Here is a 25,811-nt window from a genome sequence, read left to right on the forward strand (position 1 = left end):
CCCTGAGGTACGACCTCTGCCATGATCGCGAATCGAGTGGACGCCGCCGATGTTATGTGGCTCACATCACAACGGTCCGAAGATGAGTCGTCTCGATCGGCGCCGTCCACACGATCATGAGCACACAGAGCACCACTGCGGTGAAGGGTCCCGCCTCCTACTTTCCGGCCATCGAGAAGAAGTACGGGCGACCCGTCGAGGACTGGTTCGAGATCATCCGTGGGTCGGAGCTGACCAAGCATATGGAGCTGGTCGCCTGGTTGAAGAGCGAGCACGGGTTGGGACACGGGCATGCGAACGCGCTTGTGGCGCATGTGCGCAGTATCGACAACGGATAGCAGCGCGGGCCGGGCGCGAGTGACATAGCGTCGTCGGCCCCGAACGGTCCTCACTCGCTCGCGAGAGCCGCCGCGCCCACCAGCGTGGCGCCATCCGTGATCGGGGATTTCAGGACCTGGAGTTCACGGATGAAGCCAAGGCCGGCATGTTTCGCCACCGCCGCCCGCAGCGGGTCCCACAGCGGGGCGCCCGATTCGGCGAAGCCGCCACCGATCACGACGCGGTCGATGTCGAGCATCGCGGCGGCGGACGAAATGGCTTGTCCCAGAGCGGTTCCCGCGCGGGCCAGCGCGGCCGCCGCGATGGCGTCGCCCGCTGCCGCCGCACGCGCCAGTTCCATACCGGTCGTACCCGTCCAGCCTTGTGCGCGCGCCCAGCGGACCGACGACATACCACTCGCGACCGCCTCCACACACCCGACACCGCCGCAGGCACATGGCACCTCCCAGCCGGGTACCACGATATGGCCGACGTGACCGGCGTTTCCGGTGCGGCCGGACACCACTCGGCCGTCGCTGATGATGCCGCCGCCGATGCCGGAGGAGACCGTCATCGCCAATCCCGAACGGACACCGCGTAACCCGCCGACCCGGTACTCCGCCAACGCCAACGCCGCACCGTCGATCGCGAATCGAATCTCGGCCCCGGGGAACAGTTCTCGCACGGCGGCGACGATCGGGAAACCGTCGCGCCATTCGGGAATGTTCAGCGGTGCGGTGCTGCCGGTACGGACATCCACCGGTCCGGCGGCGGCGATACCGACCACGGTCACCTCGAAATCCGCACCGCCACATGCCTCGTCGGCCGATGCGGCGCCGACCACCCGGCGCAGCAGCCCACGACAGGTCTCCCACACATCGCGCGCGGGGACGGCGACCTGGTGGATATGCCGTAGTGCGGCCGGCCGCGCGGCGGTGGACTCGTCGCCCGGCACCGCGCCGATCGGCGATACCGAGACAGCGGCCGCGAATTTGGTCGCGCCGATATCCACAGCCAGCACAGCCACTTCGCCACCGCCTCCTCAGCACATCACCCGATCGGATGCACGGTACCCGGCCGACGGCATCGGGCGGGGCGGACGGGCCTCAGGATTCCTCGGTGTCGACCAGATGCTCGAACGCGCGCAGATTCTTCAGCGATTCACCGCGCGACACACGCCATTTCCATTCGCGCCGAATGGATTCCGCGAAGCCGAGCTCCAGCAGCACATTGAAATCGCCGTCGACCGCCTCCAGGATCTGACCGAAGACGCGGTCCAGTTCGTCCGGGGTCACGGCATGGGTCGCGATGCGGCCGACCAGATAGATGTCGCCGACCCGGTCCAGGGTGTAGGCGACCCCGTAGAGGCGGCGGTTGCGGCGCAGCAGATACTTGTAGACGCCCTCGAAGTTCTCGTCGGGCTTGCGGCAGACGAAGCATTCGACGCGCACGCCGTGCTTGCCGACCGTCAGCATGACCGTCGTCTTCAGCTTGCGCTCACCGGGCAGCACCACGACGAAGGTGTCCCGGCCCTCGCGGGTGTAGTCGATCTCGCGCTCACGCACGGTGTCGTCGATCAGCTGCGCGGTCTGCGCGATGGTGTCACTCACCGGCGTACCACTCCCATCCGGCGCCGCCACAGCGCCCGCGACCTGGCTTGACTGCCCTCTGTCAGCAACGTACCCGGCATTCGCGAACGCACACCCCGATGTCCGGCCAGCGCCTCGCCGTAGCAGTCGAGCAAACCGTCGGCCGTATGTTCCCAGGAGAAGCCGGCCGCATGATCCACCGCGGCCGCGCCCATCCGCCGCAGCCGTTCCGGATCGTCGAGCAGTCCGCGCAGGGCCGCCGCCCACTCGTCGGCCTGGTGACCCGAGACCAACATGCCCGAAACACCGTCTCGCACAGCCGTACTCAACCCGCCGACGTCGGCGGCCAGCACCGGCGTGCCACTGGCCTGCGCCTCGATGGCGACCAGGCCGAACGACTCGTTGTAACTGGGCACCGCGACCATATCCGCGGCCCGGTACACCTGCACCAGACGATGCGGCGGCTGCGGCGGCAGGAACGTCACCCGATCCGAGATGCCGAGCGTGGCGGCCAACTCGATCAACGCGTCCGGACGATCCAGACCCGTCCCCGAGGGCCCGCCCACGATGAGCACCCGCAGCTTGCGCTCGGGTTCGGCGCGCAGCACCTCGGCCGCCGCGAACACGAGCACATCAGGAGCCTTGAGCGGCTGGATCCGGCCGACGAAGGCCACCACCTGCTCGTCCGGCTCGATACCGAATTCGGCGCGCGCGGCCGCCCGGTCACCGGGTCGATAGCGGGACAGATCCGCACCCGGCGGCACCACGTCGATGCGCTCGGATTCGGCACCGTACAGCTCGACGAGCTGGCGGGCCTCCTCCGCGGTATTGGCGACCAGCCGATCCGATTCGGCGATGATCTGCTTCTCGCCCACCACCCGCGACAGCGGTTCCGGGGAATCCCCCTCGGCCAGGAATGCGTTCTTCACCGCGGCCAGCGTGTGCGCGGTATGCACCAGCGGCACCCGCCACCGATCCCGGGCCAGCCAGCCCACCTGCCCCGACAACCAGTAGTGCGAATGAATCAGGTCGTAGTAGCCGGGCAGCTGCCGGGCCTCCTGACGCAACACCTCCGCCGCGAACGGACACAGCTGAGTCGGCAGATCGTGCTTGTCCAGCCCCTCGAACGGTCCCGCCACCACATGCCGCACCAGGACCCCCGGCGCGGCCTCGACCACCGGCTCGTCGTTGGACGACGTCGCCCGCGTGAAGATCTCCACCTCCACGCCGCGACGAGCCAGCTGGAGCGCCGACTGCAGCACGTAGACGTTCATCCCGCCCGCATCGCCGGTACCCGGCTGCGCGAGTGGAGAGGTGTGCACCGACAACACCGCGATCCGATGCGGACGTTGATCCGGGCGATAACTCACACACTCCAGTGTGCACGCCTCGGCCCGTCAACCGTTATGCGCGCAAGGCTCGAGTGAGCGTAGTCACACCCACCGCTGGGAGGTGGGTGTGCACAGTTTCACCCCAAGGTGCGAACGAATTCGGTCAGTTCATCGGCGAAGCGCTGGGGGTCCTCGACGAACAGGCCGTGCTGGGCGTCGTCCCAGAACGAGGTGCGCGCCTGCGGCGCGTGTTCGGCGATGTAGCGGCCGTTCTCGACCGGGACCACCGGATCGGCGGTGCCGTGCATGACGAAGACCGGTACGTCGAGGTTGCGCAAAGTCTCGGTGTTGTCGACGGTGCGGTAGAACAGCGCCTTGCGCACCCGCGGCGGAGTCGCGAGGCTGCCGCCGAACAGACGCTGGGCGTCCTCGCCCTTGTCCCGGCCGGGCCCGGTGTTGGCATTGCCGAAGGCGGCGAACCCACGCATCGCCCGCCCGGCGCTCTCCTCGAACACGTCCGGAATGGCCTTCTGCATCGCCGGCCCGGGTTGGGAACCCTCGACGCCCCGGCCGATACCGGCCTGCGATCCGCAGTACACCACCCCGGCCAGGGCGCCGGTGCCGTACGCGGTGAGATAGTCGCTGAGCACGATGCCGCCGTAGGACCAGCCCAGCAGCACCGCACCGGTCGTGATGTCCTCGGCGGCCAGCACCGCGGCGACGTCGGCCGCCCAGTTCTTCGGATCGTCGTAGCCGGCCTCGGGCGCACCGGAGTAGCCGTGTCCGCGCAGATCGACGGCGATCACCCGGAACGTCTCGGCCAGAATCTCCGCCGCACGACCCCAGCACCGCAACGTGCCGGCCCACCCGTGCAGCAACACCAGCGGCCGTCCCTGTTCGGGCCCGGAGACCTGATACACGATATTGGTTCCGTCCGCGCTGACCACTTCCCGAATCGCCATGCTCGCCAGGCTAACGGGCCGCAATTACGGCGATGCCCGCACGCTAGGCTCGGTTCCCATGAGCACCCGTCATGCCGTCGTCACCGGAGCGAGCTCGGGAATCGGTGAGGCCACCGCCCGCGAGCTCGCCAAACAGGGCTATCACGTCTACGTGGGAGCGCGCCGGATGGATCGGCTGCAGGCGCTGGCCGACGAAATCGGCGGTACCGCAATCGAATTGGATGTCACCGACGAATCGTCGGTGCGCCTGTTCACCGATGCGGTCGAACGCGCCGACGTGCTGGTCAACAACGCCGGCGGAGCCAAGGGGCTGGCGCCGGTCATCGAGGCCGATCTCGACGACTGGCGGTGGATGTGGGAGACCAACGTGCTGGGCACGCTGCGGGTGACCAAGGCGCTGCTGCCCAAACTGATCGACTCCGGTGACGGGCTGATCGTCACCGTCACCTCGGTCGCCGCCCTGCAGGCCTACGACAACGGCTCCGGCTACACCTCGGCCAAACACGCGCAGGCCGTCCTGCACCGCACGCTGCGCGGCGAACTGCTGGGCAAGCCGGTGCGGCTCACCGAAATAGCGCCGGGCGCGGTCGAAACCGAATTCTCCCTGGTCCGGTTCGGCGGCGACACCGAGCGCGCGGCCAAGGTCTACGAGGGCATCGACCCGCTGTTCGCCACCGACATCGCCGAAATCATCGGCTTCGTCGCGAGCCGCCCACCGCATGTCAACCTCGACACCATCGTGGTCAAGCCGCGCGACCAAGCCGACGCCGGCCGCTTCGCCCGCCGCAGCTGAGCCGGGGCGGTGGGGGTTCGCTAGCTCCCGCCGCGAACCGGTCCCGGCGCCACCGGGGTCGCCGACACCACCGGTGCGGGCTCGCCCTGGATCGCCGACATGGTCTTCCAGGTGTCCCAGTCGATGGTCCAGTCGTAGAGGTCGCCGTCGGCGGCGGACAGGGCGATCGATGTGCCGGTGACCTCGACCGGGTCGCCGTACATGGCCGTCGGGAAGTACTGCTGGGCGTCGCTGGTGCTCAGGTTGATGCAGCCGTTGGTGACGTTGGTATTGCCTTGCGCGGACGCCGATTCCGGGTTCGCGTGGATGAATTCGCCGTTGTTGGAGATGCGTACCGCCCAGCGTTCGCGAACGTTGGTGTAGAACGGCGGATTCGACATCAGGAAGTCCTCGTACTTCTCGGTTACCACGTGGATACCCGAACGCGTCACATTGCGCGCCTCGTTGCCCTCGCCGTAACTGCACGCGAAGTCGAACAGCGTGGACCCGTCGCGGATCACCTGCACCCGGTGGCTGGGTGCGTACCCCTTCACGATCTGGCTGCGGCCGATGGTGAACTGCGAGGACAGATCCGAGTTGCCGTAGGCGCCGCCGCCCAGGTCCAAGCCGTACAGCTTGGCCGCGAAGGCCACCGTCGTGCCGGGCGCCCAGTAGTTGCGCGGACGCCAGTGCGCGCGCGAGCCACCGTTCTCGTCCGGCAGCCAGGCCCAGCCGCCCTCGGCTGCCGGGGTGGTCGTGACGGTCAGCGCCTTCTCGACCGCTTCCTTGTTCTCGACGTGCTTCTTGAACTGCAGGATGATCGGCGCGGCGATGCCGACCTCCTGACCGTCGCCGATATTGATGGTGGCCGGCACGGTCTGCTTGGGGGCGAGGGTGGTGAATTTCGACTCGATCGACACGGGCTTGTTGTCGGTGCCGACCGCGGTGCCCGACCAGGTGTAGGCGACGCCGTAACCGAGCGGCTCGGTGACCTTGAAACTGCTCTTGTCGGGCGACAGAGTGCCGGTGACCTGCTTACCGTCCGGATTGGTCAGCGCGACCCGGTCGATGCGGCCGCTGGTGACCGTCACCGAGACGGGTGCGACCGGGTTCACGTCGGCGGCACCGCTGCCGGGCTCGAATGTCAGCTTCGCGACCGGGCCGGACTCCTTCGGCGCGGACGAACCGCTCCCGCCACTGCCCGAACATCCGGCCGCCAGCGCGGCCACCGCCAGCTGGCCGGCCCCGACCAGTACGGCCCGGCGGCCGGCAATTCCTCGAATGTTCACTTCCGCGAATTTACCGCCCCCCTCCGACAGCCCGGCCCGTTCGCGACGTGGCGCCCGCCACCCCTAGAGCTCGAGACCGACGGTCACCGGTTCGGGTTCCAGCCTGATTCCGAAGCGCTGTTCTACGCCCGCCCGCACGGTGCGCGCCAGGTCCACCAGGTCCGCGGCGCGGGCAGAACCCCTGTTGGTCAGGGCGAGCGTATGTTTCGTCGACAACCGGACGGGAGCCTCCGGACCTGGGAAGCCCTTACCGAAACCCGCCCGTTCGATCAGCCAGCCCGCGGAGAATTTCACCCCGCCCTCGGCGGGATAGGTCGGAATAGTGATATCTCCCACATGCGCCCGGATCGCGTCGAGGACGGCCGACATCCGATCCTGCGCCACGACGGGGTTGGTGAAGAACGAACCGGCACTCCAGGTGTCATGGTCGGCCGGATCGAGCACCATGCCCTTACCGGCCCGCAGGGCGAGCACGGCCTCGCGCACGGCCGCGGCGGGACGGGATTCGCCGTCGGCGGCGTCGAATGCGCGGGCCAGTTCGCCGTATCGCAGCGGGGCGCTGGCACCGTCCGGATTCACCGCGAACTCCACCGCCAGCACCACCGCGCGATCGGAATGCTTGAGCACGGAGGTGCGGTAACCGAAGCCGAGTTCCTGCGGTGCGGCCCAGCGGATTTCGCCGCTGACGCGATCCAGCAGCCGAATCCGGCGCAGCACCTGGGCCACCTCGACGCCGTAGGCGCCGACGTTCTGCACCGGCGTCGCGCCGGCCGAACCCGGAATTCCGGACAGGCACTCGAGTCCGCCGAATCCGGCCGCGACCGTCGCGGCGACCACACCGTCCCAGTCCGCGCCCGCCTCGGCCGTCACGCTGCCCGATCCGAGTTCGACGGCATCGGTGGCGATGCGGACGACCACGCCGGCGAACCCGCCGTCGGCGATCAGCAGATTGGAACCACCGGCCACCAGCAACACCGGCACGCCCGCGGCGTCCAGGGTGCGCACCGTCTCGACGAGTGCCTCCGTGGTGCGACATTCGGCGACCGTCGCGGGCCCGCCGACGCGCAGCGTGGTCAGCTGTGCCAGCGGCACCGATTCGCGCACCTGCGCGCCGGTCGCGCTCAGCAACTCACGCACGTTGTCGAATGCCACCACTCGAGATGTCTGCACATCGAAAGACGGTAGCGTGTCACACCATGGCGACACCCCTGGCGTACACAGCTCACTACGCGCACCCCGCCGCGGCGGTGCGTGCTGCGCTCGCCGACGAGCAGTACTGGAAGGACCGCATCGAGGAGGTCGGCGGGCCCGGTGCGCGGCTGGACTCCTTCTCGGCCGACGGTGATCGGCTCCGCGTGGAGATGGTGCAGACCATCCCCGCCTCCGAACTGCCCCCCGCCGTCACCTCGGTGCGCCCGGGCGATCTGATCATCCCGCGTACCGAGAACTACGAGGGCCTGTCCGGCGTTTTCGAAGCTCACGTCGAGGGTGCGCCCGCGAAGGTACGCGGCACGGTCACCCTGACCGGTTCCGATACCGCCTCCCAGGCCGTCGTCGACGGCTCGGTCGAGGTGACGATCCCGTTGTTCGGCAAGAAGATCGAGGCCGTGGTGGCCGAGAAACTGCTGGAACTGCTGGCCTCGGAGACCGACTTCACCAACACCTGGATCACCAACCACTGATCCGGGCGCGCGTCCGGGACCAGTACCCTGGTCCCCCATGGCCCGCCGACTGGACTATTCCGCTCGCTATCCGCTGCATACCACCGAAGAGGTGTACGCGGCGCTGTCCAACCGCGCCTACTGGGACGCGCGGATGGAGGAGATGCGCAAGCACTCGCCGAACGAGGTGGTCGACCTGCAGGCCGACGGAGACGGTATCGAACTCGAACTCCGGCACATCCTGCCGCGCGACATGCTGCCCGAGATCGCGCAGACCGTGATGCGCAAGGATCTCGTGATCACCCGCAAGGAGAGCTACGGACCGTTCGGCCCCGAGGTGGAGGGCGAGTTCAGCGCCTCGGTTCCGGCCGGTCCGGGCACGCTGACCGGCACCGTGCGGTTGTTTCCCACCGAGACCGGCTGCACCCTGCGCACCTCACCCGTGGCGAAGGTCTTCATTCCGATGCTGGGCCCCAAACTCGAGCAGATGATGCTGGTCAACCTCGTGGACCTGTTCCGCGCCGAAGCCGAATTCACCCAGCAGTGGCTGGAAGAGCAGCGCCCGACGGCCTGAGTCTCGTTGTTCCATCGCACGCCCGCGTCACCGCAATGAGATCGCAAGCCCGGACCGCGCCGGTGGGCGCCATCACGCGCGGAACCACCGGAATCAATCGGCTGCGCCGCAGCGACCGCTGGCTGATCCACGACCCGCTGGTGGCGCAGCGACTGCGGTCGGCCGCGGATCCGCTGGTGGTCGATCTGGGCTATGGGGCGAGTCCGGTGACCACGCTGGAGTTGGCCGCCCGGCTACGCCGGGTTCGCGGCGACCTGCGCGTGGTCGGTCTGGAGATCGATCCCACACGCGTCGTTCCCGATCGCGACGGCGTGCGCTTCGCCCGGGGTGGATTCGAACTCGCGGGTCTGCGACCGGTGCTGGTGCGGGCGTTCAACGTGCTGCGGCAATACGACGAGAGCGAGGTCGCGGGGGCGTGGGCGACCATACTCGGCGGATCGGCGCCCGGGGGGCTCCTGCTCGAAGGCACCTGCGACGAACTGGGCCGCCGCTGCGCGTGGATTCTGCTCGACCGCGAGGGACCGATCTCGCTGACGCTGGCCTGGGATCCGTTCACCGTCGACAAACCCTCCGATATCGCCGAACGCCTGCCGAAGGCGTTGATCCACCGCAATATCCGCGGCGAACGCGTGCACACGCTGCTGACCGCGGCCGATCGAGCGTGGTCGCATGCCGCGCCGATGGCGGTGTACGGTCCGCGCGTGCGCTGGCGGGCGGCGGCCCAACTGTTGCGGGAGCAGGGTTTTCCGGTGCGGAACTATCGCCGCCGGATGCGTGACTGTGTGCTCTCGGTGCCGTGGGAGTGCGTACGACCCGGCTGAATCGGAAGGGCTTCAGGCGCGGTGCGCTCTATGCCGCGGCGAGGGCCCGGCGCACTCGCGCGGCCGCGTGCGGCGCCAAACTCGCACTCGCCGAAGCGATTTCGTGCGGAATGCAGCGATGGATGGCGACCGCGTCGGCGACCACCTCGTCCAGCGCCCCCTGACCGATCCCGGTCTCGGCGAGATCGAGTACGGTCCGCACTGGGGTGGTCACCAGGAACGCACCGGCCGACTCCACATCACCGCGGTGCAGATCGCGGCGCAGGACCACCAGCCGGGGCGCCGCGGGCGGGCGGCCCGCACTCGCGGACAGGTGCAGGAAGCGCGGGCGCAGCCGGCCCAGGCCGTGCAGTTCGGCGGCACTGTGGTGGGAGACGGCGGCGGCGCCGTCGAACCAGGCCGCCCACATGGCGTATTCGTCGAGCGGGCCGTCCGGCCAATCGGCCATCCGCAGGATGCCGAGGCCGACGCGGATCACCGAACCGTCGGAGAGGGCGCCGCGGATCCGGTGCTCGCATCCGGCCCGCAACACGATGCGCGTGGTGAAGTATCCGGCGTGCCGGTCGGCGAGCTGGCGCAGCACCCACCACCCTTGCTCGGTATCCCGGGGCGGGTCGGAATCCCCCGGTCGGCGCGCAGCCGCGGCATCCCCTGCATCGTGCGCGGACATGGGACCAGGTTACGCCGGACCGATGTGCCACATGTCACAATCGGCGTGCCCCTGCATGACAAGCCTCACAGGCTCCACAGAGCGGGCTCAGAAAGCTCGGGAAGAATCGGTTGGCATGACCACTCCGGACACCGCGGTACCCGCTCCCGCACCGGCGGGTGAACCCCGACGCCGCAACGGGCGGCGCATAGCACTGATCATCGGACTCGTCGTGCTGCTCGCATTGGTCGGCACCGCGGCGGGCGCCGAAACCTATCTGCGGCACAAGAATCAGCAGTGCATGGCCTCCCAGGTCGAGAAGGAGCTGGGGTCGAAGGTCGATGTGGGATTCGGGCCGAAGCCGTTGCTGCTCACCGCTGTCGACCACAAGGTCCAATACATCACCGTCGACAGCGACGATGCGAAGTTCGGCCCGGCCGTGGACATGAAGGTGCACGCCAAGCTCAACGACATCACCCTGCTCGACGGCGGGCGCGGCGGCGCGAAGGTCGGCAGCAGCTCCGCCGACGCGACCTGGAGCAACGAGGGCATCGCCCAGACTCTGACCGGACTCGTCTCCGGCGTGGAATCGGATCCGGCCGGCGGCACCCTGGACGTCAAGGTGCTCGGCGGGATCGCCGATCTGAAGGTTCAGCCGCACATCGTGAACGGCAAGATCGAGGTCAGCACGCAGTCGGCGTCACTGCTCGGGCTGGGACTGCCCACCGATCTGGTCGACAGCATCGTGCAGTCGATGACCCAGAGCCTGCAGAACTACCCGCTGGGTATGCAGCCGACCAGCGTGAAGGTCACCGACAACGGGATCTCGGTGTCGTTGCGCGGCGGCCCGACCACCCTGCAGGGCGGTGGCGACACCGAGATCCGCTGCTGATCGCGGGCCCTACTCCGGGAAACCGGCGAGGACGTCCGCCGAGGGGGACAACCCCAGCCGGGTCGCACCGGCGGCGATCAGCTCGGCGGCCGCGGCGGCGGTGCGAATGCCGCCGCTGGCCTTGATGCCGAGCCGCCCGCCCACGGTCTCGTGCATCAACCGCACGGCCCGCACCTCGGCTCCGCCCGCGGGGTGGAATCCGGTGGAGGTCTTCACGAAGTCGGCGCCGGCGCGTTCGGCGGCGCGGCACACCTCGACGATCGCCGCGTCGGACAGCGCGGCGGATTCCATGATCACCTTGAGCAGCGCCCGGTCCTCGACCGCCTCGCGCACGGTGACGATATCGGCGAGCACCGCGTTGTAGTCCCCCGCGACCGCCGCGCCGACGTCGATCACCATGTCGACCTCGGCCGCGCCCTGTTCTACCGCGAATCGAGCCTCGGTGCCCTTCACCAGGGAGTGGTGTTTACCCGAGGGGAAGCCCGCGACCGTGGCGACGGCCAGCCCGGGAGCGGTCACCGGCAGCATCGACGGCGACAGGCACACCGCGTAGACGCCCAGTGCGCGAGCCTCGGCGATGGTGTTCGCGACATCGGCGGCGGTCGCCTCGGGGGCCAGCAGCGTGTGATCGATCATCGCGGCGACCTGGGCACGGGTGTAGGCGGTGGGGGCGGTGTCGGACATGAGGACCAAGTCTGGCACAGCACGCGAATTCGATTACCCCGGACCGGCTTTGCGGCCCGCCGCCCGGGTGCCGTGATCGAACTGCGCGCGACCTGCGAGGATCGTGCGCATGAGTGGCACCGTGTCAGCCGATGATCGGCGTTTCGTCCTGAGCCTGGGCTGTCCCGACCGACCGGGCATCATCGCCCGCATCACCTCGTTCATCGCCGAATTCGGCGGGTCGATCGTGGAGGCCGGTTATCACTCCGATCCCGACACCGGCTGGTTCTTCACCCGCCAGGCCATCGCGGCCACGACGGTGCCGTTCGGCATCGACGAGTTGCGCGAGCGGTTCACCGTCGTAGCCGCCGAACTGGGCCCGCAGACCGACTGGCAACTGCTGGATTCCGGGCGTCGCCGCCGCGCCGTCCTGCTGGTCAGCCGCGACGGGCACTGCCTGCACGATCTGCTCGGGCGGGCCGCCAGCGGCGAGTTGCCCGCCACCATCGAAGCGGTGATCGGCAACCATCCGGATCTCGGCGAGATGACTCGCGCGCACGGTGTTCCGTTCCACCACGTGCCCTTTCCCGCCGATCCGGCCGAACGTGGCCCCGCCTTCGAGCAGGTACGCGAGCTCACCGACGCCCACGATCCGCACGCGGTGGTGCTGGCTCGGTTCATGCAGGTGCTGCCGGCCGACCTGTGCGAGCACTGGGCCGGGCGGGCGCTGAACATCCATCACAGCTTCCTGCCCTCGTTCGTGGGGGCGCGGCCGTACCATCAGGCCTTCGCGCGCGGCGTGAAGCTGATCGGGGCGACCTGTCATTACGTCACCGCCGATCTGGATGCGGGGCCGATCATCGAACAGGACGTCAGCCGCATCGACCATGCCGACACCGTGCGCGACATGGTCCGGCAGGGCCGCGACATCGAACGGGTGGTGCTGGCACGCGGACTGCGCTGGCATCTGGAGGGACGAGTGCTGGTGCACGGGCGGCGCACCGTCGTCTTTTCCTAGCGGGGCCTTCTCCTAGCGGGGCCTTCTCCCGGCGGGGCCTTCTCGTCACGCGGCGGGCCAAGACCGGGCGCCCTTGACCGGCCTTGGCGGACAACACGATTCAGCATCGTGTTGCCGTCCTCGCCGCGCGGAGCCGGCAGTGCGGCTCCACTACGACAGGTCTCGTGGCGACTTCCCGATCCGAACGTGGGTCACCAGGATGCACCCGCGCCGCGAGTACGTCCAGCCCCGGCGGGCCGTCGCGGGGCGCTCAGCCCGCCACCGCACGGCGGCCGAAGCGAGTGACCTCGATCAATCGGCGAAGTTCGGCGTTGAACTCCGCGCTCGCTTCGATATTCGCCAGATGTCCGGTGGCGAGGACCGAATAGCGATCCAGATTTCCCGCGGCGGCGAGTTCGTCGGCGATCTTGCGCGACATGCTCTCCGGCAGCAGATTGTCGTAGGCGCCGGCCATGACGCTGGTGGGGACGCACAGATTCGCTGCGGCGCCGTGGATTTCGAGTTCGATCAACGCCAGGGCGTATTTCGCCCGCACCAGCGGACGGCAGGAGCGCACGATCGAGAGGCCGAAATCCACCTGGTCCGCCGTGGCGTATCGGTTCATGATGCGCGCCTTGAAGATTCCGCGCACCGGGGCTCCGGCCGGGAACGGCACGGGCTGACCGAACAGGGCGCGTCCCAGCCAGTTGGGGGCGGGGACGATGTCGTTGAAGATGGGGAGCACTCGCGTTTCGGCGGCGATATCACCCGCCGTCGTGGTGAGCAGCAGGGCCGCGCTCGCGCGCTGCGCCACCTGCTCCGGGTGGAATTTGGCCCAGGCCTGAATCGTGATGCCGCCCATGCTGTGTCCCACCAGCACGGCCTTACGCCCCGCGGGCACCGCCGCGTCCAGGACGGCGCACAGATCGTCGGCGAGCTGTTCGGCGTCGAACCGGCCGGTTCCCAAGGTGCTGGCGCCGTGACCGCGCTGGTCGAACGCGATGACGCGGTGGTCGCGGGCGAAGGCGTTGATCTGCGGGTTCCAGTACTCGAGGCAACAGGACCAGCCGTGCACGAAGACGATCACATCGCCGTCGGCCGGGCCGTACGCGTGGACGCGCAGCCGGGCACCGTCGGTGGTCGTGACCGAGAGGACCTCGGGGTCGGGTGCGCAGTTCAACTCGGCCGTGCGGTAGGTCCGCGAACGCATCTTCGCGCGATATCCGCCGGTCAGCGCGCCGATGCCGGTCCGCAGATCGGCAACGTTCTCGGGCAGGTTCACCAGCATGAGCACTCCTTTGTGTCCTACCGCACGTTACCGCGCTAGCAACGGTGCTTGCTAGTGCAAGCAGCGAGGAATTTCCGGTTTCTCACTTTTGTCCGGCAAAGCCGCACCTCAGCGCTGCTCACACCCCCGCAGAGACCGAATACCCATTCCGCCCAACGGCATTCACATCCGCCGGCGCAACGTCCCACTACCCACATCTATCGCCCGGCGCTCCGGAAGTGCTACGCCGAAGTCGCCACGTGATTGCCGAACCAGCTAAGCGGTCGCCTCGCGCACGCGCCGCGCGACGTAGGTTTCGGCCAGCACCTCGGCGAGTTCGTCATTGAACGCCTCGTATGCCTCGAGGTTGCCCAGGTGGCCGGTCGGCAGTTCGACCAGCTTGCGGAACGCGCCGACCGAGCGCAGCTCCTCGGCCAGGCGCTCGGAGTGCACCGGCGGCGTCATATCGTCCGCGGAACCGGCGATCACCGTGGTCGGCACGGTCACGCAGCGGGTACAGCTCTGCAGGGCCAGCTCGGCCAGCAGCAAACCGAATCGCGAACGCACCATCGCCGGGCACGAGCGCACGATCGCCAGCGCGAAGTCGACCACCTCACCGGTCGACGCCAGACTCATGATCTGACGGCGGAAGATCCATTTCACCGGCCCGATCGGCGGGAACATCACCGGCAGGCCGAGTCCGAGGCGACCCACCGGAAACGGCAGCGCGAGCGGACCGCGGTTGAACCGCGGGACCACGGTGGTCTCGGCGATCAGATCGCCGGAGGCGGTATTGGCCAGCACCACCGCATCGGCCCGCGCGGCGACCTGACGCGGATACCGGCCGGCCCAGGCCTGAATGGTCATCCCGCCGAGGCTGTGCCCCACCAGGACCGCACGCTGACCGGGACGCAGGGTGGCATCCAGCACGGCCGCGAGATCGTCGGCCAGCAGGTCGGTGGACAGCGGCGCGATGCCGGATTCGCTCTCGCCGTGACCGCGCTGGTCGTAGGCGATCACGCGGTATTCGCCGGCGAAGGCGTTGATCTGGGGATTCCAGTATTCGATGCAGCAGGTCCAGCCGTGCGCCAGCACGATCGCCTCGCCGTCGGCGGGACCGTAGCTGTGCACGCGCAGCCGGGCGCCGTCGGAGGCGGTCACCGTGGTCACCTCACACGGCACCGCGGGCGAATTCAGTGCGGGCAGGTCGTAGGACCGGGTGCGCAGGGCGGCGCGATGGGCGGACAGCAGCCCGCGGAGACGCTCCGCGATCCCCGCCACCGTGCTGGGCAACGTTGCCTGCATGAGAACACTCCTTTGTGTGTTACTGATCGATACAGTAACCCGAAGGAGTGGGTGCTTGCTAGTGCAAGCGCGGGGATGGCGAGTTCACCAGCGCGGACCGCGCTGGATTTCGTCGACCTTCGGCCGCACATCGGCCAGATAGATGCCCGTGGCGATCACCGCGGCGATCCCCAGCAAGCCGACCGGCGTGCGGGCGAGCAGCAGGAAACCGAGGGCGACCGCGAGGATCGAGACCCAGATGGGTTTGGTGAGCTTGTCCACGGCCGTGAACGCGTCGGCACGCTGCCGAATCGCGTGCACCAGCGCGAAGATGGTCGCGGCCATCGCGGCAAGCCAGAGCAGCCACAGAATTGCACTAGTCAGCTGGTACACAGCACCCATGATAGAAGCAACGCCCGCATGCGGCAGTGCGCATGCGGGCGTTGCGGGATCCGGTACGACCCGGATCCGTGTGACGGTTCCGGATTACCCCTCGGCCGGTCTTCTCCTGCGGCCGAATTACTTCTTGGCCGGAGTGGTCTTCTTGGCGGCGGTGGTGGTGGCGGGCTTGGCCGGCGCCTTCTTGGCGGGGGCCTTCTTCGCCGGGGCCTTCTTCGCCGGGGCAGGCTCCTCGGCGGCTGCCTCGGTGGTCACCGCGACGACCTCGGCGTCGACGACCGCGGCGGCCTCGTCGGCCTCCTCGGCCGCTTTGCCCAGAAACCCACGGGCCTGATCGGACACCTTGCTCAGGACGTCCTCGGCGCGGGTGACGACATCGGTGTAGATGCCCTCGACCTTGTCGAAACGCTCGTCGAAGCCGGGGTTGGAACGCAGCCGGTCGACGGTCTCCTCACCGCGCACGGCCAGATCCGAGTACAGATCCACCAGCTGGCGGTAGTACTGGTCGACCAGCTTGCGCAGCTCCTCCGGGGTGAACTTCTCGCGCAGTTCGGCGAGGTCGTCCGGCAGCTCGGAGGGCAGTCCGGTCAGGCGGCCGCGCAGCGTCTCGATCTGGTCCTGCACATCGGCGGGCAGATTCGACAGGCGCTCGCGAGCCTCCTCGACGCGGGAGTTCACATCGACGGTGGCGGCGCGGTCGCGGACACGGTCGACGATGTCGTTGACCGCCGCGTAGAGCGCGTCACCGGCTCCGACGGTCGCGTAGATCGGCTTGGTGACAGTGACGTTGGGCTGGGTCATGGTTGTTCGTTCTCCTGGCGTGGCGAGATTTCGGTGGTACTGCCATCGGTGGCATGGTGCGGAACCTCGTTGTCCCTTGGGCTTTCGGGTGCACCGCCCCTCGGGCTCTCGGGCACACCGCCCCTGCTCCCCCCTGGAACGCCCCCCTCGGATTCCCCCTGAACGGATTCCGAGACGTTCCCTCCGTTGTCGTTCCCACCGTTTTCGCGGCGGAACGACTCGTAGATGTCCAGGAGCACCTGCTTCTGCCGCTCCGTGATGTCGGTATCGGCCAGCAGTGCGTCCCGCACCGGGCTGTGCTCCCTCTGTTCGAGGTAGCCGGCCCGGACGTACAAGACCTCCGAAGACACGCGCAGACCCTTGGCGATCTGCGTGAGTACCTCGGCGGACGGGTTGCGCAATCCGCGCTCGATCTGACTCAGGTACGGATTGCTCACCCCCGCCAGCTGTGCGAGCTGACGCAACGAGACCTGAGCGGCCTCCCGCTGCGCCCGGATGAAGCCTCCGATGTCGTGCGCCGCGTTGGCTACGCGACCCACCCGGTCTCCGGGAACCGCAGACGTCTCTGCGGTTTCCCCCGTGTTCCGATCAGAAACCTCTGGTTCCTGTGCCATCACACTGCTCACCTTCCGGCGGTTGTACGGTCGATTCTAAATGAGGGTGCTAACTCTTGCAAGCACCCCTGTTAGCACTATTTCGGCAAACTTCCGGCAGTGGTTGCCGGAAGGGTTGTCAGAAGCCCGGGAACAGTAAATGCGATACGGCGTAAATCGCCAGGCCGGCAAGTGATCCGACCACGGTGCCGTTGATCCGGATGAATTGCAGATCGCGCCCCGCCTGCAATTCGATCTTGCGACTCGCCTCATCGGCATCCCACCGGGCAACCGTGTCGCTGATCAGGGCCGCGATCTCGGAACCGTAGTTGGCGACGAGATATCTCACGCCCCGCTCAACCCAAGCGTCCACTTGTTTTGTCAGTTCGGGTTCGTCGACCAGACGCTGACCCAACTGCTGCACATTCTCCGAGATCTTGCGGCGCAAGGTGCTGCCCGGATCGTCGGCCGATTCCAGGATCATCCGTTTGGCCGCACGCCAGGTCGCGCGCGCCATTCCGGTAATTTCCTCGCGGCCCATGATCTCGGTCTTCACCCGCTCGGCCTTGGCGATCATCGCCTCGTCGTACTGCAGATCGCGGGCGAAATCCTCGAGAAATCGGTTCGCCGCCAGTCGCACCTCGTGATCGGGTTGCGAGCGAATCTTCCAGGTGAATTCCACCAATTCCCGGTAGATCTTCTCCGACAGCAGGATATTGGCGAATTTCGGCGCCCAGGACGGGGCATCGCGCATGACGATCCGGTCCAGGGTCTCCTGACTCGCCAGGGCCCACTGGTGCGCGCGCTCGGCCAGCAGATCCAGCAGCGGCTCCTGCCGGTTCTCGGCCAGCAGCTCGGCGAGTACCCGCCCGATCGGCGGCCCCCACTGCGGTTCGGCGATGCGCTTGACGATGGTCTGGTCGATCACCTGCTCGACATCGGAGTCGCGCAGCGCGCCGATCACCGCCCGCAGAATGGTCGAGGACTCCTCCGATACCCGCGCGGCGTGCCGGGGATCGGCCATCCACGTCCCCAGCCGCAACGAGATCTGCGCCGAGTTCACCTTCGTCGCCACGGTGTCGGGCGAGAGGAAATTGGTGCGGACGAAATCGCCCAGGCTGGTGCCGAGTTGATCTTTCTTCTTGCGGATGATGGCGGTGTGCGGAATGGGCAGGCCGAGCGGATGCCGGAACAACGCGGTAACCGCGAACCAGTCCGCCAGCGCGCCGACCATGCCGGCCTCCGAGGCCGCGCGCACGTAGCCGACCCAGCTGCCGCCGATATCGCGCGAACCGAGCCAGCAACAGACCAGATAGACGACCGTGGCCGCCGCCAGGAACCCGGTCGCGACCATCTTCATCTTGCGCAGATCGCGTTTCTTCCCGGATTCGTCCATCAGATCGGCGAACGACGACGGTGGTTCCGGCGCGCCCCGGCTCCCGGACCGTGTGGCATTTCCCACTCCCGCCCGGGTATCGGGATGCGCGTTCGCTTCCGCCAGGACGGGGGCGCTGCCGGCAGATTGCTCCATATCCCCATTCTGGCTGGAATATCGGCGCTGCCGACGTGCGCCCGCTCACCCCGCCTTCCTCGCCGCCCCGTCCGCACGGCGCGCGCCGGGGGGCGGGCCCGCTCGGCGAACCGGGAACATCACCTCGGCGAAGGACTTAAGCTGGTGGTGTCCATATCCCCGGATCCAGGAGTCCCCTCGAGCATGACCACACATCGTGCCGCGAGCGCTGCCGTCGACACCCCTGCGGTGCGCCCCGGCCGGGTGGACGGTCGCAAGCGGCGCTGGCATCAGCACAAGATCGACCGCCGAGAAGAACTCGTCGACGGCACCCTCGCCGCTATCCGCAACCGCGGCGGCGATGTGGGCATGGACGAGATCGCCGCGGAGATCGGCGTATCCAAAACCGTCCTGTACCGCTACTTCTCGGACAAGTCCGATCTGACCCGCGCCACCATGGAGCGGTTCATCGAGACCACGCTGATGCCGCGGATCTACGAGGCGATCAGCGACGACGCCGACGAATATCAGCTGGTCCGCAACACTCTGGCCGCCTATGTGCACACCGTCGAGGCCGATATCGACGTGTACCGCTTCATCATGGGCAACGGCTCCACCACCGACAAGTCCAGCCTCGCCGATTTCGAGAAGCTGTTCGCCGACGTGGTGTCGGTCGTGGTGCAGACCAAGGCCTTCGATCGCGGCGTCGACACCGAGGGTGTGCTGCTGTATTCCTACGTCATCGTCGGCGGTGTGCAGCTGGCCACCGACTGGTGGATCAGCAATCGCTCGATGTCGGCCGATCGCATGCTCGACCACCTGGCGATGATGGTGTGGAGTGCCATCGAGGGCATGGTCCGCGCGGGTGGTTCGCCGGAGAAGTTCAACGCCGTGCCGCACGAACTTCCCGAGGCCGACCTGGGCTGATTCGCCCGCGAAGGAATCCGTGCTCGCCGTCTCTGGGCCGACGGCTCACGCTTGGTTACGCTGAAGACCGGCCAGGCGGGGCATCAACGGAGGTCATCAATGGCGAAAGAGCTGCCGACGTCGCGGCTGGCGCGGGGGACGAAACTGGGCGTGGCCGTCGCCGGCAACGTCTTACGCGCGCAGAAGACCCGCCGTTCCATGCGCGGACGCTCCGAAGCGGTGCGCGAGCGGATGGCCGAGGAATCGATGATCCGCGCCACCGAGCAGATGGTCATGGTGCTGGGCACCATGAAGGGCGTGGCAATGAAGCTCGGCCAGATGCTCTCGGTGCTGGATCTGGATCTGGTTCCGCCGGAACATCGCGAGCGATTCCAGCGCCGGCTCGCCGTACTGCGCGACAGCGCGCCGAAGGTTTCCTTCGAGACCATGCGCGGGGTCATCGAGAAGGATTTCGGCCGCACCCTCGAGGAGTTGTTCGCCGAATTCGACGCCGAACCGATCGCGGCGGCCTCGATCGGCCAGGTCTATCGGGCGCGACTGCACGACGGTCGCGCGGTCGCGGTGAAGGTGCAGTATCCGGGCATCGATACCGCCGTACGCGCCGATCTGAAGAACCTCGCGATGTTCCGCCGCGTCCTGCAGTCGGCGATGCCGTGGGTGACGCCGGCGGTCCTCGACGAACTGCGCCTGAATCTCGAGAGCGAACTGGACTACGTGGCCGAGGCGCATACCCAGCGCGAGGTCGCGGAACTGTTCGCCGACCATCCGTTCATCGTGGTACCGGCCACCATGCCCGAACTGTCGAGTACGCACGTGCTGGTCAGCGAGTATTTTCCCGGTCGCGGTTTCGAGGAGATCCGCCGGTTGCCGGAAGCCGAACGCGACCGGGTCGGCGAGATCATCTACCGCTTCTACGTGGGCTCGCTGTTCACCTTCCACGAGTTCTGCGGTGACCCGCATCCGGGCAATCTGCTGCTCGGCGAGGACGGCCGGGTCGCCTTCCTGGATTTCGGGCTGTTCAACCGGATGGACCCCGAACACGTCCGATTCGAGGCCACCTGTATTCGCGCGGCGGCCGAGGAACGCGCGGAAGATCTGCGCCAGTTGATGATCGACCACGGCATCATCGATTCGCCGGAGGAGATCACCCCCGAGGACTGCCTGGAGTACGTGCTCGCGGCATGTGAGTGGGCGCTGATCGACCAGGATCTGACCATCACCCCCGAATTGGCCAGCGGCGCCTTCGTGCTGGCGGTCGATCCGCGCGCGAGTGAATACGCCGGGATGAAACAGCAGAATCTGCCGCCGGAGCATCTGTTCTCGCGGCGTGCGGATTTCCTGACGTTCGGGGTACTCGGCCAGTTGGAGGCGACCGCGAACTGGCATCGCATCGCCCGCGAGTGGCTCTACGGCGACGATCCGGTGACCGAACTCGGCGAACAGCACCACGCCTGGCTGGCCCGGCGCGGCCTGCCGCGCAAACCGGCGAAGCGCTCGGCGGCACGCAAGGCCGCCGGCGGAAAACGTACCAGCACAAAGTAATCGGCCACCACGAGAATGGGATGGGCATGACCGACAGGGAATTCGACCTCGTACTGTTCGGCGCGACGGGGTTCGTCGGCCGGCTGACCGCGCAGTATCTGGCCGAGGCCGCGCCCGAGAACGCGCGCATCGCCCTCGCGGGCCGCTCGCCGGAGAAGCTCACCGCGGTGCGCGACGAACTCGGCGGCGCCGCGGCGATCTGGCCGCTGCTGGTCGCCGATTCCTCCGACCAGGCGGCGCTGGACGCGCTGGCGGCCCGGACCAAGGTCGTGGTCACCACCGTGGGCCCGTACCTGCGCTACGGACTGCCGCTGGCGCAGGCCTGCGCGAACGCCGGCACCCACTACGCGGATCTGACCGGCGAGCCGTTGTTCATCCGCGAATGTATCGATCGGTTCGGTGAGCGGGCCGCCGAAACCGGCGCGAAGATCGTGAATTCCTGTGGGTACGACTCGATTCCGTCGGATCTGAGCGTGTATCGGCTCTTCCGGCGCTCCGTCGAGGACAACACCGGTGAACTCACCGACACCACGCTGGTGGCCTGGCTCAAGGGCGGCGCCAGCGGCGGCACCATCGATTCCGGGCGGGCGATGATGGAGGCCGTCGCCACCGATCCGGCCAAGGGTTCGGTGCTCTCGCACCCGTATTCGCTGAGCCCGGACAAATCGATGGAACCCGATGTGGGCCGGCAGTCCGACCAGGCTCTCTCGCGCGCCTCTGCCATCGACCCCAGCCTCGATGGCTGGGTCGCCACCTTCGTGATGGCCGCGCACAACACCAAGGTGGTGCGGCGCAGCAACGGCCTGCTGGGCTGGGTGTACGGCAAGAACTTCCGCTACCGCGAGGTGATGAGCGCCGGAAGCTCACCGGCGGCGCCGCTGGTCGCCGCCGGCATGGCCGGCGGCATCGTCGCCGGCATGACCGCCGGTGCGCTGCTCTCCCGCGTGTCGGCGGGGCGCCGGCTGCTGGACCGGATCCTGCCGAAGCCGGGGACCGGCCCCGGCGAGGACGCCCGCCGCAGCGGCTGGTTCACCATGAAGACCTTCGCCGACACCACCTCCGGCGCACGGTACGTCTGCACCTTCGCCGGGCAGGGCGATCCGGGCTATCAGGCCACCTCGGTGATGCTCGGCGAGGCCGGACTGTGCCTGGCCTTCGACGAACTACCGGAGCTGGCGGGCATCCTCACCCCCGCCTCCGCCATGGGCGATCCGCTCACCGATCGCCTGCGGCGGGCCGGGCTGACCATCGAGGTCGAGCGGGCCTGAACGACGGATTCGCTCGCGGCGCAGGCCCGTTCACAGGTCGTCCGGCAGTGAACGGGTCAGCCGCCACAGCGTGTGCACCGCCGCGCCGTCGAGCATGCCGACCTCGTCGAAATAGCGCAGCATCGGCTCGGACAGAAAGCTCATCGTCCGCCGGTACTGCGGTCCGGTGAAGGCCGCGGCGAATCCACGCCGCGGGTCGATGCCCACCGCGCGATAGACCTGCGGATTGACGAGCATCGGATACAGCACCAGCGCGAAGTAGGCCAGCAGGAGTTGATGCGGCAGCCGCTGCCACCGCGAGCGCCGGGCCATCCCGCGGGCCAGCGCATCGCGGGCGAAGCCGATGTGCCGCGCCTCCTCCAGCACGTGGATACGCATCAACTGCCGCACATGCGGCTGAATCCCGCTGTCCGCCATCGCTTCTCGCTGGCCGCGATCGAGAATCTCCTCGATCAGCAGCGTGCCGGCGTAGACCACCGGGCCGATCGGGAAGTGTTCGGCGACGCGCAACTGCATCCGGTTCAGCGCGACCGGCCGATACGGCGGTATTCCGGTCTTGTCGATGAGCCGCGCGAACATGATCGAGTGGCGCGCCTCCTCACTCAGTTCGGTGAGCGCGTACATGGCGTGCTGCGAGGTCGGATCGCGCGCGACGATGCGCAGCAGATATTTGCTGAGCAGCCCCTCGGCGACGATCCCGAACGACAGCAGGCTCACCAGTTCGTGTTTGCCGAGTTCGACGCGCTGCTCGGGACTGAGGCGATCCCACAGCGGGGTGCCGTAGAGGGAGATCCGGTGTTCGGGCAGCCAGGCCTTGTCCGGCTGCCACGGCTGCTCCCAGTCGATATCGATATCGGCGTCGTAGAAATGTTCCGCCGACGAGCGAAGCAGCCGCTGGGCCACGCGCTCGCGCCCGTCGGAACCGTCCCCCGCGAAATTCTCGATGTGCTGTGCCATCGGCTTCACCGTCCTGCCGCTGGACCGCGGCCCGAGCATTGTGCTCACGTCGGTGCGTTTGCCGACCGATGTGAGCGGTGGCACACTCGATATTACCTATTACTCATTGTCACGGCTATAGTGCGGGCACGGCGCTCTCGCGCAGCTCAGGAAGGTGATCATGCGGCAACCCGAACCGGATTACCAGGGGCCGGCCGTCGTCGTGCTCGGCGATCGGGAATTCGCCGTCCGGGTGCGGCTGCGCGGCCACCGCCAGCCGATCGACGGCATCTACCGCTGGTACGGACGGATCGATCCGGATGCCGAGCTGGATGCGGCGGCCGGCAACCGCAAACATCGCATCGAGTTCCGGACCCCGGAGGGCACCGCGGCGGCGATCCTGGGTGATCGCGACTTCTGGGGGCGACTGCGGCTGCTCGGACACAGCGCACCGCCGTATCGGATCTCGACAGTGGACGACCTCGACGCGAGGATGACCCGGTGAATCTCGCACGCCGCACCATGAACAACCCGGTCTTCGCCCTGCTCTACGAGCGGGCATGGCGGCCGACCAGTTTTCTGCTGGCCACCGGGCGGACCATGCACGCCGACCGCCGTGACGCGGTGCGCACCCTGCGCCTCGGCGCGGGCGACCGGGTGCTCGACATCGCCTGCGGGCCGGGCAATTTCACCCACTATCTGAGTGAGCACATCGGCGACGGCTATGCGGTGGGTATCGATTTCTCGGTGCCGATGCTGCGGCAGGCAGTGGCCGACAACTCCGGACCGCGAGCCGGCTACGTCCGCGGCGACGCCCGCCGGCTTCCGTTCCCCGACAACAGTTTCGACGCGGTCTGCTGTTTCGGTGCGCTGTATCTGATTCCGGATCCGCTGACCGCCGCCGCCGAGATGATCCGGGTGCTCGCGCCCGGCGGCCGCATCGCGATCAGCACCAGTCATCGCCCGCAGGGCTGGGTGGGGCAGGTGTCGAGCGCGGTCGGCGGCGCGGGCGGGCTGCGCGTATTCGACCTGGACACCTTCCCGAAGCTGTTCGCCGAGTATGGATTGGTGGATATCGAACAGGAAGTGCACGGACTGTTGCAGTACGTCAGCGCCCGGGCGGCCTACGCCGCCTGAAGCCGGCAGCTCCTCGGGACAGCCGGTACCCCGAAACAGCCGGTGCCTTGAAATATGTGGCGCCACAGTGATTTACACAGATATCCGGCTCATCGATGTGCGGATTCACAATGCGCCGCCGCGCGCCGGGCACCGGCCGCTCCGGTAAGCTCACCGAGGGAAACTCGCGGGGCGGAAGGGGATCATCACGGTGCCGATTCCGGAGACCGGTCAGCATTTGGCGCGCGAGTTGTACGCCGCGGCAACAGGTTCCGGAGCCGAGGTGTTCGAGATCGCCGAGGACACCGCCCGCAATCTCGCGGCGGCCTGCGACCGGCTCGTCGAGGATCTCCACGCCGCCCGCAGCGGCGGCGCGCTCCCGGCCGAGGTGCGCGGCTTCGGCGAACTCGCGTCCGGTCGCGCTCTGGCGCGCGGATTCTCCCGCAAGAGCGGCGAATACCTCGACACCGTCCTCTCGTTCCAGCAGACGGCGCTGCTGTTCAAGGCCGCCTATCTGGCCGCGGGGAAACATTTCGACGAGGCCGAGGCCGCCAACCGCGCCGCGCTGGCGCTGATCCGGCCCGAGCCGGGAGCCTGAGGTGGCCGACGCGTCGCGCTTCGATCCGCCCTTCGTCGCGGATCGGGAGGTCTACGGCTCCTACAGCCACCGGCAACTCTGGGAACTGGTGCACGAGGCACTGGACCCGGCCGCGCTGGGCGAGGCGGCGGCGGCCTGGCAGCGGCAGGCGGACGCCGTCGCCGCGGCGTTCCGGACCTTCGCCGACACCACACACGCCGAATTCGAGCGGTGGTCCGGGCAGGCGCGCGCGGCGGCCGAACCCGCGACGGCGGCATTCGTCGAACGGGGCGCCGCCGCCGCCGAGGTCTGCACCCGGCTGGGACACCTGCTGGAGGCCGATGCCGAAGCGGCGCAATCCATTCGAGACGCGTTACCCGCGCCGGCGACCTATGTCCCGCTGCCCGACCCGGTCGCCGAGGTGGTGCACGGCGGCGCCCGCCGGATGACACACGACATCGCGGCCGCCGCGGCCCTGGCCGACGCCCGCGACATCATGACCTTCCGCTACAACACCACCCTGGCCGCCTCCGGCGATCGGGTGCCGCGCTTCGTTCCCGCACCCCGGCCGGATTCGGGTGGGGGTCACCCGTAGTGAAGTGGGTGCTGACGCCGGACGAGTTCGCCCACGTCTGGGCCACCGAAACCGATCTCGACCGCCGCCCGTATCCGGTGAACATGATCCCGGAATCCACCGTGCGCACCGAATCCGAATATGCCGCACTGGGTTTGCGCACCCGCTACGCGCGCAACACCGATCCGGATCTCACCGCCGCACTGCTGCTGTGCACCCGGCCGGACGCCACCACGATCACCGTCTCCGGCCGGCGCTCCACACCGCCGGACGAGCCGGAACTGATCCTCGCCTTCGCCGCCGTCGTCCACCGGCACGCGGGATTGCTGATCGCGCGGCCCGACGCCGTCACGGTCACCGTCTGCCATGCGCGCGGGCTGGGCGAACGGCTGGTGGCCGCGATCGGCTCGGCGCCGGCGGGCCGATGCGGGCCGATGCGCGAACCGCAGCAGGCGGTGCTCGACACCGGAACCGACGCCCGGCCCGGCGGCGATATCGG

30 protein-coding genes are annotated in these 25,811 nt (G+C 68.2%); 15 read left to right on the forward strand and 15 right to left on the reverse strand.

The window, feature by feature from the left end; translation table 11 throughout:
• The first annotated feature begins 116 nt into the window (after nucleotides 1-116).
• On the forward strand, nucleotides 117-338 hold the full coding sequence (locus NK1_RS30390; RefSeq protein ID WP_063014291.1) for a DUF4287 domain-containing protein: 222 nt from the start codon (nucleotides 117-119) through the stop codon (nucleotides 336-338).
• 50 nt (nucleotides 339-388) lie between these two features.
• Here the strand turns inward: NK1_RS30390 and NK1_RS30395 are convergent, their stop codons facing one another.
• The 4 genes from NK1_RS30395 to NK1_RS30410 form a co-directional block, all read right to left on the reverse strand.
• Nucleotides 389-1,345, reverse strand: a complete 957-nt coding sequence (locus tag NK1_RS30395; protein ID WP_063014292.1) for an ROK family protein — start codon at nucleotides 1,343-1,345, stop codon at nucleotides 389-391.
• 79 nt (nucleotides 1,346-1,424) lie between these two features.
• On the reverse strand, nucleotides 1,425-1,928 hold the full coding sequence (locus NK1_RS30400) for a type III secretion system chaperone family protein (protein WP_369974801.1): 504 nt from the start codon (nucleotides 1,926-1,928) through the stop codon (nucleotides 1,425-1,427).
• Nucleotides 1,925-3,277, reverse strand: a complete 1,353-nt coding sequence (gene mshA, locus NK1_RS30405) for a D-inositol-3-phosphate glycosyltransferase (protein ID WP_063014293.1) — start codon at nucleotides 3,275-3,277, stop codon at nucleotides 1,925-1,927. Before mshA ends, NK1_RS30400 begins: the two co-directional genes overlap by 4 nt.
• Before the next feature lie 98 nt (nucleotides 3,278-3,375).
• Nucleotides 3,376-4,200, reverse strand: a complete 825-nt coding sequence (locus tag NK1_RS30410) for an alpha/beta fold hydrolase (RefSeq protein WP_063014295.1) — start codon at nucleotides 4,198-4,200, stop codon at nucleotides 3,376-3,378.
• 58 nt (nucleotides 4,201-4,258) lie between these two features.
• On the opposite strand from NK1_RS30410, the gene NK1_RS30415 reads away from it, so the two are divergent.
• Nucleotides 4,259-4,993: an SDR family NAD(P)-dependent oxidoreductase gene (locus tag NK1_RS30415; protein ID WP_063014297.1), complete on the forward strand. Its 735-nt coding sequence runs from the start codon at nucleotides 4,259-4,261 to the stop codon at nucleotides 4,991-4,993.
• 20 nt (nucleotides 4,994-5,013) lie between these two features.
• On the opposite strand, the gene NK1_RS30420 is transcribed toward NK1_RS30415, so the two are convergent.
• On the reverse strand, nucleotides 5,014-6,255 hold the full coding sequence (locus NK1_RS30420; RefSeq protein ID WP_245660947.1) for a L,D-transpeptidase: 1,242 nt from the start codon (nucleotides 6,253-6,255) through the stop codon (nucleotides 5,014-5,016).
• 69 nt (nucleotides 6,256-6,324) lie between these two features.
• The gene (locus NK1_RS30425; RefSeq protein WP_084461804.1) at nucleotides 6,325-7,416 is read right to left on the reverse strand and encodes a UDP-N-acetylmuramate dehydrogenase; all 1,092 of its coding nucleotides are present in this window, start codon (nucleotides 7,414-7,416) and stop codon (nucleotides 6,325-6,327) included.
• A gap of 41 nt (nucleotides 7,417-7,457) precedes the next feature.
• Between NK1_RS30425 and NK1_RS30430 the strand changes: the two genes are divergently transcribed.
• The 3 genes from NK1_RS30430 to NK1_RS30440 are packed head-to-tail and all read left to right on the forward strand — an operon-like array spanning nucleotide 7,458 to nucleotide 9,317.
• A complete protein-coding gene (locus NK1_RS30430; protein WP_063014299.1) occupies nucleotides 7,458-7,943 on the forward strand; it encodes a DUF2505 domain-containing protein in 486 nt (161 codons plus the stop codon).
• 37 nt (nucleotides 7,944-7,980) lie between these two features.
• Nucleotides 7,981-8,496 (forward strand): DUF2505 domain-containing protein, encoded by a 516-nt coding sequence (locus NK1_RS30435; RefSeq protein ID WP_063014301.1) that lies wholly within the window; start codon nucleotides 7,981-7,983, stop codon nucleotides 8,494-8,496.
• Nucleotides 8,497-8,531: 35 nt separating this feature from the next.
• A complete protein-coding gene (locus NK1_RS30440) occupies nucleotides 8,532-9,317 on the forward strand; it encodes a hypothetical protein (RefSeq protein ID WP_063014303.1) in 786 nt (261 codons plus the stop codon).
• A 28-nt stretch (nucleotides 9,318-9,345) separates the two neighbouring features.
• On the opposite strand, the gene NK1_RS30445 is transcribed toward NK1_RS30440, so the two are convergent.
• Complete coding sequence (locus tag NK1_RS30445) at nucleotides 9,346-9,987, reverse strand: hypothetical protein (protein WP_245660945.1); 642 nt, start codon at nucleotides 9,985-9,987, stop codon at nucleotides 9,346-9,348.
• A gap of 115 nt (nucleotides 9,988-10,102) precedes the next feature.
• Here NK1_RS30445 and NK1_RS30450 point away from each other — a divergent pair, with 115 nt between their 5' ends.
• Nucleotides 10,103-10,858 carry an LmeA family phospholipid-binding protein gene (locus tag NK1_RS30450; RefSeq protein WP_063906152.1) on the forward strand — a complete coding sequence of 252 codons (756 nt, stop codon included), beginning with the start codon at nucleotides 10,103-10,105 and terminating at the stop codon, nucleotides 10,856-10,858.
• Nucleotides 10,859-10,867: 9 nt separating this feature from the next.
• Here NK1_RS30450 and deoC read toward each other — a convergent pair whose 3' ends face one another.
• Nucleotides 10,868-11,542 (reverse strand): deoxyribose-phosphate aldolase, encoded by a 675-nt coding sequence (gene deoC / locus NK1_RS30455; protein ID WP_063014307.1) that lies wholly within the window; start codon nucleotides 11,540-11,542, stop codon nucleotides 10,868-10,870.
• A gap of 109 nt (nucleotides 11,543-11,651) precedes the next feature.
• Between deoC and purU the strand changes: the two genes are divergently transcribed.
• On the forward strand, nucleotides 11,652-12,539 hold the full coding sequence (gene purU / locus NK1_RS30460; protein WP_063014309.1) for a formyltetrahydrofolate deformylase: 888 nt from the start codon (nucleotides 11,652-11,654) through the stop codon (nucleotides 12,537-12,539).
• A gap of 250 nt (nucleotides 12,540-12,789) precedes the next feature.
• On the opposite strand, the gene NK1_RS30465 is transcribed toward purU, so the two are convergent.
• From NK1_RS30465 to NK1_RS30490, 6 genes are all read right to left on the reverse strand, one after another.
• Complete coding sequence (locus NK1_RS30465) at nucleotides 12,790-13,806, reverse strand: alpha/beta fold hydrolase (RefSeq protein WP_063014337.1); 1,017 nt, start codon at nucleotides 13,804-13,806, stop codon at nucleotides 12,790-12,792.
• 255 nt (nucleotides 13,807-14,061) lie between these two features.
• On the reverse strand, nucleotides 14,062-15,090 hold the full coding sequence (locus NK1_RS30470; protein WP_063014311.1) for an alpha/beta fold hydrolase: 1,029 nt from the start codon (nucleotides 15,088-15,090) through the stop codon (nucleotides 14,062-14,064).
• 84 nt (nucleotides 15,091-15,174) lie between these two features.
• The gene (locus NK1_RS30475) at nucleotides 15,175-15,471 is read right to left on the reverse strand and encodes a DUF2516 family protein (RefSeq protein ID WP_030516156.1); all 297 of its coding nucleotides are present in this window, start codon (nucleotides 15,469-15,471) and stop codon (nucleotides 15,175-15,177) included.
• A gap of 117 nt (nucleotides 15,472-15,588) precedes the next feature.
• Nucleotides 15,589-16,269 (reverse strand): hypothetical protein, encoded by a 681-nt coding sequence (locus NK1_RS35220; RefSeq protein ID WP_063014313.1) that lies wholly within the window; start codon nucleotides 16,267-16,269, stop codon nucleotides 15,589-15,591.
• Nucleotides 16,266-16,883 (reverse strand): helix-turn-helix domain-containing protein, encoded by a 618-nt coding sequence (locus NK1_RS35935; RefSeq protein ID WP_051043290.1) that lies wholly within the window; start codon nucleotides 16,881-16,883, stop codon nucleotides 16,266-16,268. Before NK1_RS35935 ends, NK1_RS35220 begins: the two co-directional genes overlap by 4 nt.
• Nucleotides 16,884-17,001: 118 nt before the next feature.
• Complete coding sequence (locus tag NK1_RS30490) at nucleotides 17,002-18,258, reverse strand: DUF445 domain-containing protein (protein WP_228534645.1); 1,257 nt, start codon at nucleotides 18,256-18,258, stop codon at nucleotides 17,002-17,004.
• 318 nt (nucleotides 18,259-18,576) lie between these two features.
• Between NK1_RS30490 and NK1_RS30495 the strand changes: the two genes are divergently transcribed.
• From NK1_RS30495 to NK1_RS30505, 3 genes are all read left to right on the forward strand, one after another.
• Nucleotides 18,577-19,299 (forward strand): TetR/AcrR family transcriptional regulator, encoded by a 723-nt coding sequence (locus NK1_RS30495; RefSeq protein WP_063002172.1) that lies wholly within the window; start codon nucleotides 18,577-18,579, stop codon nucleotides 19,297-19,299.
• Nucleotides 19,300-19,398: 99 nt separating this feature from the next.
• Nucleotides 19,399-20,841: an ABC1 kinase family protein gene (locus NK1_RS30500; protein WP_063014315.1), complete on the forward strand. Its 1,443-nt coding sequence runs from the start codon at nucleotides 19,399-19,401 to the stop codon at nucleotides 20,839-20,841.
• 20 nt (nucleotides 20,842-20,861) lie between these two features.
• Nucleotides 20,862-22,109, forward strand: a complete 1,248-nt coding sequence (locus NK1_RS30505; protein WP_063014317.1) for a saccharopine dehydrogenase family protein — start codon at nucleotides 20,862-20,864, stop codon at nucleotides 22,107-22,109.
• Nucleotides 22,110-22,139: 30 nt separating this feature from the next.
• On the opposite strand, the gene NK1_RS30510 is transcribed toward NK1_RS30505, so the two are convergent.
• Complete coding sequence (locus NK1_RS30510) at nucleotides 22,140-23,066, reverse strand: AurF N-oxygenase family protein (RefSeq protein WP_063014339.1); 927 nt, start codon at nucleotides 23,064-23,066, stop codon at nucleotides 22,140-22,142.
• Between the two features lie 160 nt (nucleotides 23,067-23,226).
• Between NK1_RS30510 and NK1_RS30515 the strand changes: the two genes are divergently transcribed.
• The 5 genes from NK1_RS30515 to NK1_RS30535 all read left to right on the forward strand — a co-directional run.
• Nucleotides 23,227-23,550, forward strand: a complete 324-nt coding sequence (locus NK1_RS30515; protein ID WP_063014341.1) for a DUF4873 domain-containing protein — start codon at nucleotides 23,227-23,229, stop codon at nucleotides 23,548-23,550.
• Complete coding sequence (locus NK1_RS30520) at nucleotides 23,547-24,182, forward strand: class I SAM-dependent methyltransferase (RefSeq protein ID WP_063014319.1); 636 nt, start codon at nucleotides 23,547-23,549, stop codon at nucleotides 24,180-24,182. Before NK1_RS30515 ends, NK1_RS30520 begins: the two co-directional genes overlap by 4 nt.
• 190 nt (nucleotides 24,183-24,372) lie before the next feature.
• Nucleotides 24,373-24,759: a hypothetical protein gene (locus NK1_RS30525; protein WP_063014321.1), complete on the forward strand. Its 387-nt coding sequence runs from the start codon at nucleotides 24,373-24,375 to the stop codon at nucleotides 24,757-24,759.
• 1 nt (nucleotide 24,760) lies between these two features.
• Nucleotides 24,761-25,333, forward strand: a complete 573-nt coding sequence (locus tag NK1_RS30530; RefSeq protein WP_063014323.1) for a hypothetical protein — start codon at nucleotides 24,761-24,763, stop codon at nucleotides 25,331-25,333.
• Nucleotides 25,333-25,811: ESX secretion-associated protein EspG (locus NK1_RS30535; protein WP_174552768.1), on the forward strand; the 479-nt coding region annotated here is incomplete at its 3' end. The genes NK1_RS30530 and NK1_RS30535, both read left to right, overlap by 1 nt.

The sequence above is a fragment of the Nocardia kruczakiae NBRC 101016 genome (assembly GCF_001612965.1).
In the GTDB taxonomy this organism is placed as follows: Bacteria; Actinomycetota; Actinomycetes; order Mycobacteriales; family Mycobacteriaceae; genus Nocardia; species Nocardia kruczakiae.

Bases quoted from the DNA above. Each gene is read 5' to 3' on its own strand.
- NK1_RS30510 (WP_063014339.1), bottom strand. From the start codon at position 23,066: ATGGCACAGCACATCGAGAATTTCGCGGGGGACGGTTCCGACGGGCGC.
- NK1_RS30440 (WP_063014303.1), top strand. From the start codon at position 8,532: ATGAGATCGCAAGCCCGGACCGCGCCGGTGGGCGCCATCACGCGCGGA.
- NK1_RS30415 (WP_063014297.1), top strand. From the start codon at position 4,259: ATGAGCACCCGTCATGCCGTCGTCACCGGAGCGAGCTCGGGAATCGGT.
- NK1_RS30495 (WP_063002172.1), top strand. From the start codon at position 18,577: ATGACCACACATCGTGCCGCGAGCGCTGCCGTCGACACCCCTGCGGTG.
- NK1_RS30475 (WP_030516156.1), bottom strand. From the start codon at position 15,471: ATGGGTGCTGTGTACCAGCTGACTAGTGCAATTCTGTGGCTGCTCTGG.
- NK1_RS35220 (WP_063014313.1), bottom strand. From the start codon at position 16,269: ATGACCCAGCCCAACGTCACTGTCACCAAGCCGATCTACGCGACCGTC.
- NK1_RS30410 (WP_063014295.1), bottom strand. From the start codon at position 4,200: ATGGCGATTCGGGAAGTGGTCAGCGCGGACGGAACCAATATCGTGTAT.
- NK1_RS30435 (WP_063014301.1), top strand. From the start codon at position 7,981: ATGGCCCGCCGACTGGACTATTCCGCTCGCTATCCGCTGCATACCACC.
- NK1_RS30445 (WP_245660945.1), bottom strand. From the start codon at position 9,987: ATGTCCGCGCACGATGCAGGGGATGCCGCGGCTGCGCGCCGACCGGGG.
- NK1_RS30465 (WP_063014337.1), bottom strand. From the start codon at position 13,806: ATGCTGGTGAACCTGCCCGAGAACGTTGCCGATCTGCGGACCGGCATC.
- NK1_RS30450 (WP_063906152.1), top strand. From the start codon at position 10,103: ATGACCACTCCGGACACCGCGGTACCCGCTCCCGCACCGGCGGGTGAA.
- NK1_RS30430 (WP_063014299.1), top strand. From the start codon at position 7,458: ATGGCGACACCCCTGGCGTACACAGCTCACTACGCGCACCCCGCCGCG.
- NK1_RS35935 (WP_051043290.1), bottom strand. From the start codon at position 16,883: ATGGCACAGGAACCAGAGGTTTCTGATCGGAACACGGGGGAAACCGCA.
- purU (WP_063014309.1), top strand. From the start codon at position 11,652: ATGAGTGGCACCGTGTCAGCCGATGATCGGCGTTTCGTCCTGAGCCTG.
- NK1_RS30515 (WP_063014341.1), top strand. From the start codon at position 23,227: ATGCGGCAACCCGAACCGGATTACCAGGGGCCGGCCGTCGTCGTGCTC.
- NK1_RS30390 (WP_063014291.1), top strand. From the start codon at position 117: ATGAGCACACAGAGCACCACTGCGGTGAAGGGTCCCGCCTCCTACTTT.
- NK1_RS30500 (WP_063014315.1), top strand. From the start codon at position 19,399: ATGGCGAAAGAGCTGCCGACGTCGCGGCTGGCGCGGGGGACGAAACTG.
- deoC (WP_063014307.1), bottom strand. From the start codon at position 11,542: ATGTCCGACACCGCCCCCACCGCCTACACCCGTGCCCAGGTCGCCGCG.
- NK1_RS30490 (WP_228534645.1), bottom strand. From the start codon at position 18,258: ATGGACGAATCCGGGAAGAAACGCGATCTGCGCAAGATGAAGATGGTC.
- NK1_RS30470 (WP_063014311.1), bottom strand. From the start codon at position 15,090: ATGCAGGCAACGTTGCCCAGCACGGTGGCGGGGATCGCGGAGCGTCTC.
- NK1_RS30505 (WP_063014317.1), top strand. From the start codon at position 20,862: ATGGGCATGACCGACAGGGAATTCGACCTCGTACTGTTCGGCGCGACG.